We start from the raw sequence: 7,924 nt of genomic DNA, 5'->3' as shown, positions 1-7,924 counted from the left end.
GCGCTCTTGCTGACGAATGGCGTCTGTGAATCCGGTATCGCCAAGCCGAGATCGTCCAGCACTTCGCTGATCGATTTGTGCCTGTACAAAGCTAGGGCCACCATAAGCCATACCACCTGCTCGGCAGGCAAGCGTCGATGTCGGATGCTCGTCGCTTCCGTGCTCAGGACCGCCTGCTCGACCCATTCATACGGCAAATGCTCGCCCAGCCTTGCCCAATCGGGAGACTCGAGTTGATTTGCCAGGAAATGGAGGGTGTCGTCGAACATGGCGACGAAGGTTAACAGCGATGCGGAACGTTTACAACGACAAAATAAAAATGCCGTTCAGTCTTAACTGAACGGCATTAGCCATCCGGCCGAGTGTGTGTGGCGGGTATGCTTTTGTCAACACGGTGCAACAAGCCTGATCCCGATCATGCCGCGCGCATGACACAAGAGGTGGCGCAGGCCTTTTTACAGCATGTTTACGGCATGCGATACGGGTTTTCACGTAGTTGCAAATCTATCTATTTACTGGTAAAACAAGCCCTGCGTATGCACGCGCTCCAGAGGGGCGGGCCGGTTTTTCACCACGGCCTGGAAGCCACCCGGCCAGCGCGCACGACACACGCACCATACTCATAAACGAGGTTAGAGGAAGACACCGATGAAAATGACATTCCTGCGCTCCGTCGCAGCCATCGCCCTGCTCGGCAGCGCAATGGCGAACGCCCAGAACTACCCGACGAAAACCATCACCATGATCGTCCCGTTCGCCGCCGGCGGCCCGACCGACACGGTGGCGCGCCTCGTGGCCCAGTCGATGGGCACCACCCTGAAACAGCAGATCATCATCGAGAACGTGGGCGGCGCCGGCGGCACCATCGGTGCGGCGCGCGTGGCCAAGGCCGACCCGGACGGCTACACGATCTTCCTGCACCACATCGGCCACTCGACCGCGCCGGCCCTGTACCGCAAGCTGAGCTACAACGCGATGGACAGCTTCGAGCCGATCGGCCTGGTCACCGACGTGCCGATGACCCTGATCGCCCGCAAGGACTTCCCGGCCAAGGACTTCAAGGAAATGCTGGCCTACGTCAAGGCCAACAAGTCCAAGATCACCTATGCCAACGCCGGCCTGGGTTCGGCCTCGCACCTGTGCGGCATGCTGTTCCAGACCGCCATCGGCGTCGACCTGACCACCGTGCCGTATAAAGGCACCGGCCCGGCCATGAACGACATGCTGGGCGGCCAGGTCGACCTGATGTGCGACCAGACCACCAACACCACCAGCCAGATCAAAGGCGGCAAGGTCAAGGTCTATGGTGTGACCACCAAGGCGCGCCTGGCCTCGATGCCCGACGTCCCGACCCTGAACGAAGCCGGCCTGCCGGGCTTCGAAGTGGCGGTGTGGCACGGCATGTACGCGCCGAAAGGCACGCCGAAGCCGGTCATCGACCAGCTCTCGAACGCGCTGCGCGTGGCCCTGAAAGACCCGACCGTGAAGCAGCGCTTCGCCGACCTCGGCACCGAGCCGGTGGCCGACGCGCGCGCCCGTCCGGAAGCCCTGCGCGCCCACGTCAAGTCGGAAATCGACCGCTGGGGCCCGATCATCTCCAAGGCCGGCCAGTACGCCGACTGAGCGCCGCCTTATCGCAGCAGCATGGCTGCGCGGCGCCGATGGCCCGCGCAGCCCTTTCACATCACTTGCAACAAGGGGTAAACCCGTGACTTCCATCGTCCGCCATCCTCAGAATTTCTGGATCGGCATCATTTTCCTGTTTTTCGGGCTCGCCGCCGTCTACTTTGGCTGGGAGCTCGAGATGGGCACCGCCGGCCGCATGGGCCCGGCCTACTTTCCCTCGGTGCTGGGCGCGCTGCTGGCCGTGGTCGGCCTGGCCAACGTGATCCGTTCCTTCATCGGCCATGGTGAAACCATCGGCAAGTTCCACGTCAAGAATATCGTCATCATCCTCGCAGCGGTGCTGCTGTTCGGCGCCCTGATGCGTACCGCCGGCCTGGCCGTCGCCGCCTTCGTGCTGATCCTGCTGAGTTCCTGGGCCAGCCCCAAGTTCGAGCTCAAGGGCAGCCTTCTGCTCGCGGTCGGCCTCACCATTTTCGCCGTCGTCCTGTTCGTCAAGCTGCTTGGCTTGCCGATGCCGATCCTCGGCCCGTGGTTCACGGGAGCTTAAGCACATGGAAATCTTTGCCAACCTCGGACTGGGCCTGGAAACGGCCTTCACCCTCACCAACCTGTTCTACTGCCTGGTCGGCGTATTCGTCGGCACCGCCGTCGGCGTGCTGCCTGGCCTGGGGCCGATCGCCACCATCGCCATGCTGCTGCCGGCCACCTTCGGCCTGCCGCCGATCTCGGCGCTCATCATGCTCTCCGGGATCTATTACGGCGCGCAATATGGCGGATCGACCACGGCCATCCTGGTCAACCTGCCCGGGGAATCCTCGTCGGTCGTGACGGCGCTGGACGGCTACCAGATGGCGCGCCAGGGCAATGCCGGCAAGGCGCTCGCCACCGCGGCGCTGGCCTCGTTCTTCGCCGGCACCGTCGCCACCGTCCTGCTGGCCCTGTTCGCGCCGCCCCTGGCCGACCTGGCGCTCAAGTTCGGCCCGGCCGAATACTTCTCGCTGATGGTGCTCGGCCTGGTCGCCTCGGTGGTGCTGGCCAGCGGCTCGCTGCTCAACGCGATCGGCATGGTGATCCTCGGCCTGCTGCTCGGCCTGATCGGCACCGACGTCAACTCGGGCGCCGCGCGCTACACCTTCGACCTGCCCGAACTGGCCGACGGCATCAACTTCGTGATCGTCGCGATGGGCATGTTCGGTATCGGCGAGATCATCCGCAACCTCGAGCACGACGAGGACCGCAGCCTGGTGATGAAGAAGGTCAAGGGCCTGATGCTGACCAAGGAAGACTTCAAGGCGATCATCGCCCCGGTCCTGCGCGGCACCGCGCTCGGTTCCGCGCTCGGCATCCTGCCGGGCGGCGGCGCCATGCTGGCCTCGTTCTCGGCCTATTCCATCGAGAAGAAGGTCTCGAAGAACTCGGCCAACTTCGGCAAGGGCGCGATCGAAGGCGTGGCGGCCCCGGAAGCGGCCAACAACGCCGGCGCCCAGACCTCGTTCATCCCGATGCTGACCCTCGGCATCCCGTCGAACCCGGTGATGGCGCTGATGATCGGCGCGATGATCATCCAGGGCATCCAGCCGGGACCGGCCGTCATGACCGAGCAGCCGGCGCTGTTCTGGGGCCTGATCGTCTCGATGTGGTTCGGTAACCTGTTCCTGGTGGTGCTGAACCTGCCGATGATCGGACTGTGGGTCAAGATGATCATGGTGCCTTACCACCGCCTGTTCCCGGCCATCCTGATGTTCTGCGCGATCGGCGTGTTCAGCCTGAACAACAACGAGTTCGACGTCTACCTGATGGCGCTGTTCGGCCTGTTCGGCTACATCTGCGCCAAGCTCGGCGCGGAACCGGCGCCGATGCTGCTCGGGTATATCATCGGCCCGATGATGGAAGAATACCTGCGCCGCGCGCTGCTGCTCTCGCACAGCGACCCGATGGTGTTCGTCACCCGCCCGATCAGCGCCGTGATGCTGGCGCTGGCGGCCGGCGCGCTCATCGTGGTCCTGCTGCCATCGCTGCGCAAGAAGCGCGAAGAAGCGTTCCAGGAAGAGTAAGGCTGGCGCCGGCAACGGCGTTACCGATGCGCGCCACGGGCCATGCCTGCGGCGCGCATTTTTTTTGTAGCGTGGGCAGCTCCGCCGTCCGCGCGTTCACATCACGGCGGCCTAGAACAGCGCGCCCTGGGGACTGGTCAAGCGCCCGAAGCTGTCGCCCAGGAAGGGCAGGATCGCGTCGGCGATCGGCTCGAGCTGCTTGGTCAAATAATGCTCGTAGTCGATCGGTGCGCGCCGCAGCTCCAGCGGCTCTGGGCCGGCGGTGGTCATCACGTAGCGGATCGAGCCGCCGTTGCGGTATTGCGCGGGCCGGCCCTGCCCGGTGTGGAAGGCGTCGGCCATGCGCGCCGCGCGCACGTGCGGCGGCACGTTGCGCTCGTAGTCGTCGAGCGGGCGGCGCAGGCGCTTGCGGTAGACCAGCAGCGCATCGAACTCCCCGCGCAGGGTGCGCGCCACGTAGTCGGCCATCCAGGCTTCATACGGTTCGCGCTTGAAGATGCGCAGGTAGAGCTCCTGCTGGAACTGCTGCGCCAGCGGCGACCAGTCGGTGCGCACCGTCTCCAGTCCCTTGTACACCATCTCTTCGCCGCCATCGGGCCTGGTCACCAGCCCCGCGTAGCGTTTCTTGCTGCCTTCGTCGGAGCCGCGCACGGTGGGCATCAGGAAGCGCCGGTAGTGGGTGTCGAACTCCAGCTCCAGCGCGCATTCGAGCCCGTACTCGGCGCGCAGGTGCTGGGCCCACCAGCCGTTGACCCGTTCGACCAGTGCGTGGCCGATGCGCTCGGCCTCTTCCTGCCCATGGGCACTGCCCAGCCACACGAAGGTGGAGTCGGTGTCGCCATAGATCACCTGGTAGCCTTGTTCTTCGATCAGCGCGCGGGTACGGTGCATGATCTCGTGCCCGCGCATCGTGATCGACGAGGCCAGGCGCGGATCGAAGAAGCGGCAGCCGGTGGTGCCCAGCACGCCGTAGAAAGCGTTCATGATGATCTTGAGCGCCTGCGACAGCGGCGCGTTGCGCGCGCGCTTGGCCGCTTCGCGCCCTTCCCACACCTGGCGCACGATGCCCGGCAGGCAGTGGCGGCTGCGCGAGAAGCGCCCGCCCACGAAGCCCGGCACGGTGGCCGCCTCGTCCTCGACCAGGCCGGCCACCAGGCCGACCGGATCGATGAGGAAGGTGCGGATGATCGACGGGTACAGGCTCTTGTAGTCGAGCACCACCACCGAGTCGTACAGGCCCGAGCGCGAATCCATCACGAAGCCGCCGGGACTGTCGGCGGCGGCCACATCGCCGATGTTGGGCGCCACGAAACCCTGGCGGTGCATCAGCGGCATGTAGCGGTGCTCGAAGGCCGCCACCGAGCCGCCGCTGCGGTCGATCGCCAGCCCGGTCACGCTGGCGCGCTCCAGCAGGAAGCGCACCAGGTCGGTCTTCTCGAAAATGCGGGTGACCAGTTCGCAGTCTTTCAGGTTGTAGAAGGCCAGCGCCGGCTTATCCTCCGCGAACATGCGGTTGATCTCGTCCATCCGGCTGTACGGATTGTCGATCGCCTTGCCCTCGCCCAGCAGCGTTTGCGACACCGACTCCAGGCTGAAGGACGGGAAGCTGTAGGTCGCCGAGCGCAGCGCCTCGATGCCGTCGATGACCAGGCGGCCCGCGATGGAGACGAAGAAGTGCTCCGAGCGCCCGTGCGCGCGGGTCTCGATGGCGCTGCCGTCCCGCCCGAGGCGCAGCGGCCGGTTCAGGCGCTCGGCCGCCTGCGCCAGCATGCGCATGTCGAACTGGATCACGTTCCAGCCGATGATCGCGTCCGGGTCGTGGGCCTGCACCCACGCTTCCAGGCGGTCGAGCAGTTCGAGCCGGCTGGCGCAGAAGTCGAGCTGGTAGTCGCGCGGCTGGTCCTGCCCGTTCGGCTCGCCCAGCATGTAGACCTGGCGCTGGCCGCAGCCTTCCAGCCCGATGCAATACAGCTCGCCGAACTGGTTGGTTTCGATGTCGAGCGAGGCCAGGCGCAGTTGGGGCCGATAGCCGCCGTCGGGCTTGAGCTGGGCGTCATGCAGCAGCGCCGGATCGCGCGCGTCAGGCCTGCCGCTGAACAGCACCGAGGCGGTGATGAAGCGTTCCATCAGGTAGCGCTCGGGCGGGCGCACGTCGGCCTCATAGACGTCGATCCCGAATTCCCGCAGGCGCTTCTCGATGCGCAGCAGCTGGCGGTACTGGCGGCAGTACAGGCCCAGCACAGGGCGGTGGCTGAAGTCGCACAGCGCCAGTTCGCGCAGCTCCCAGCCGCGTTCGGTCTTGAGCACCAGCTCGGCCTCGGCGCGCAGCGCGGCCGGGATGAAGGCGACCGAGGGCTGGGGCGGCAGGCGCACGCAGCGTGGCCCCTCGGGCGTGGCCAGCCAGAACGCCACCTCGGTGCCGCCATCGAGGTCGCGCCAGTGCCGGGTCAGCAGGAAGCCCTGCTGCTGCGGCGCGGGTGGCGGGGTGCTGTCCATCGTCATGCCCGGGCTCAGGTGAAGCGCGCCAGCTCCGCCTCCGTAAAACCGGCCTGGCGCCGCGCGGCGATATTGAACGGGCCCTTCGGCACCGGCGCCCGGTAGCGCAGCGCCAGCTCGGCATAGGTCGACACCGGCTCCAGCCCCTGCTGCGCGCACAGGCCCAGGTACCAGCGGTTACCGATTTCCACGTGCCCCACTTCGTCGCGCAGCAGCACGTCGAGGATGGCCGCGGCCTCCAGGTCGCCGGCCTGGGCCAGCTTGGCGCGCAGCGGCGGAATCGCATCCAGCCCGCGCGCCTCCAGGGTGCGCGGCACCAGCGCCATGCGCGCCACCAGGTCGCCGCTGGTCTTCTCGACCATCTCCCACAGGCTGTCGTGGGCCGTGAAGTCGCCATACTGGCAGCCCAGCGTGGCCAGATGCGCGCGCAGCATGTTGAAGTGCAGCGCCTCTTCGCTCGCCACGCGCAGCCAGTCGGTATAGTAGTCCGGCGGCATGCCGGGGAAGCGCCACAGCGCGTCGAGCGCCAGGTTGACGGCGTTGAATTCGATATGGGCCAGCGCGTGCACCAGCATGGCCCGGCCCTCGACGGTGGCCATCGAGCGGCGCCCAACCATGCGCGGCGGCACCAGCTCCGGTCGCGCGGGACGACCGGGAATGCCGGCGGGCGCGGCAAGGTCCGCCTCGCTGTCGACCGTCCAGTGACCGGCAGCGTGGGCGGCGGCCAGCGCCGCCACACCTGCCGTCTTCGCGGCGGGATCGGGTTCCAGCAGCGATTGCAGAGCGCATGCGCGAAGCTCCAGCGGTTGCGCCATCATCAAAGGCCTTCAATTATGCAAAGGCGTTAGTGTACCAAAGCCGCCGCCGCTATCATGGGGGCTTCGCCCACCCTGCCCAGCTTCCCATGCAGCTCGACCATCCAGCCCTCGTGATCATCGACATGCAGCAATGCATGTCCAGCCCGGCCGCCGGGGAGCGCAACAACCCGGAAGCGGAAAGCCAGCTCGCCACCCTGCTGGGCCAATGGCGGGCGCGCGGCGCGCCGGTGGTGCACGTGCGCCACATCTCGCGCAGCCCCGCATCCGGTTTCGCTCCGGGCCAGCCGGGCGCACTGTTCCAGCCGGCTTTCGCGCCGCGCGAGGACGAGCACGTCGTCGAAAAGAACGTGCCGGACGCGTTCGTACACTCCGGCCTGGAACGCTGGCTACGCGTGCGCGGCATCGGGCAACTGGTGGTGGCGGGCGTGAGCACCAACATCTCGGTCGAGTGCAGCGTGCGCAGCGCCGGCAACCTCGGCTTCACCGTGACGGTCGCCAGCGACGCCTGCTTTGCCTTCGCCCGGCGCGACCACGCGGGCACGCTGCGCCCTGCCGACGAAGTCCATGCGATGTCGCTGGCGAACCTGGCGGGCGAATACGCCGTCGTCGCGACCAGCGAGCAAATCATGCATATGCTGGCCTGAACCAACGCCGCGACATATTCACACACCAGTACGGCAAAACTTCGGGGTCAGGTCTGACATCTGGACACGATCTCGGCTGTAGCGCGCCTAGAATATCGTTGTACGGCAAAACTTCGGGGTCAGGTCTGACATCTGGACACGATCTCGGCTGTAGCGCGCCTAGAATATCGTTGCGCCTGCTTCCAGATCCAGTTCAGACAGCGGAACCGCCCAATTATTGGCAGAGGGCCAGATGTACAGTCGGGGTCGTGTCCAAATGTCAGACCTGACCCCGAATTTGCATATG

The 7,924-nt window shown here is 66.1% G+C and carries 7 protein-coding genes; 4 read left to right on the top strand and 3 right to left on the bottom strand.

Features of this window, described 5'->3' with window-relative positions:
* Positions 1-269, bottom strand: a 269-nt coding sequence (locus BM031_RS12400) for a transposase domain-containing protein (protein WP_177207742.1), incomplete at its 3' end; no start/stop codon positions are given.
* Between the two features lie 379 nt (positions 270-648).
* Between BM031_RS12400 and BM031_RS12395 the strand changes: the two genes are divergently transcribed.
* The 3 genes from BM031_RS12395 (at position 649) to BM031_RS12385 (ending at position 3,680) form a co-directional block, all read left to right on the top strand.
* Positions 649-1,623, top strand: coding sequence for a tripartite tricarboxylate transporter substrate binding protein BugD (locus BM031_RS12395; protein ID WP_091874875.1), 975 nt, complete (start codon positions 649-651; stop codon positions 1,621-1,623).
* Between the two features lie 85 nt (positions 1,624-1,708).
* Positions 1,709-2,173: a tripartite tricarboxylate transporter TctB family protein gene (locus BM031_RS12390; RefSeq protein ID WP_091874874.1), complete on the top strand. Its 465-nt coding sequence runs from the start codon at positions 1,709-1,711 to the stop codon at positions 2,171-2,173.
* Positions 2,174-2,177: 4 nt separating this feature from the next.
* Entirely contained in the window at positions 2,178-3,680 is a 1,503-nt protein-coding gene (locus BM031_RS12385; RefSeq protein WP_091874873.1) for a tripartite tricarboxylate transporter permease, read from the top strand.
* A 111-nt stretch (positions 3,681-3,791) separates the two neighbouring features.
* Here the strand turns inward: BM031_RS12385 and BM031_RS12380 are convergent, their stop codons facing one another.
* Together BM031_RS12380 and BM031_RS12375 are read right to left on the bottom strand one after the other, a co-directional pair.
* Positions 3,792-6,176 carry a DNA polymerase II gene (locus BM031_RS12380; RefSeq protein WP_091874889.1) on the bottom strand — a complete coding sequence of 795 codons (2,385 nt, stop codon included), beginning with the start codon at positions 6,174-6,176 and terminating at the stop codon, positions 3,792-3,794.
* A gap of 14 nt (positions 6,177-6,190) precedes the next feature.
* The gene (locus BM031_RS12375) at positions 6,191-6,991 is read right to left on the bottom strand and encodes a ferritin-like domain-containing protein (protein WP_091874888.1); all 801 of its coding nucleotides are present in this window, start codon (positions 6,989-6,991) and stop codon (positions 6,191-6,193) included.
* 89 nt (positions 6,992-7,080) lie between these two features.
* Between BM031_RS12375 and BM031_RS12370 the strand changes: the two genes are divergently transcribed.
* Positions 7,081-7,638, top strand: coding sequence for a cysteine hydrolase family protein (locus tag BM031_RS12370; protein WP_091874872.1), 558 nt, complete (start codon positions 7,081-7,083; stop codon positions 7,636-7,638).
* The last annotated feature ends 286 nt before the right edge of the window (positions 7,639-7,924 follow it).

The sequence above is a fragment of the Massilia yuzhufengensis genome (assembly GCF_900112225.1).
Taxonomy (GTDB): Bacteria; Pseudomonadota; Gammaproteobacteria; order Burkholderiales; family Burkholderiaceae_D; genus Telluria; species Telluria yuzhufengensis.
The sequence above is the reverse complement of the archived record's forward strand: the minus strand, read 5'-3'. Positions and strand labels throughout refer to the sequence as shown.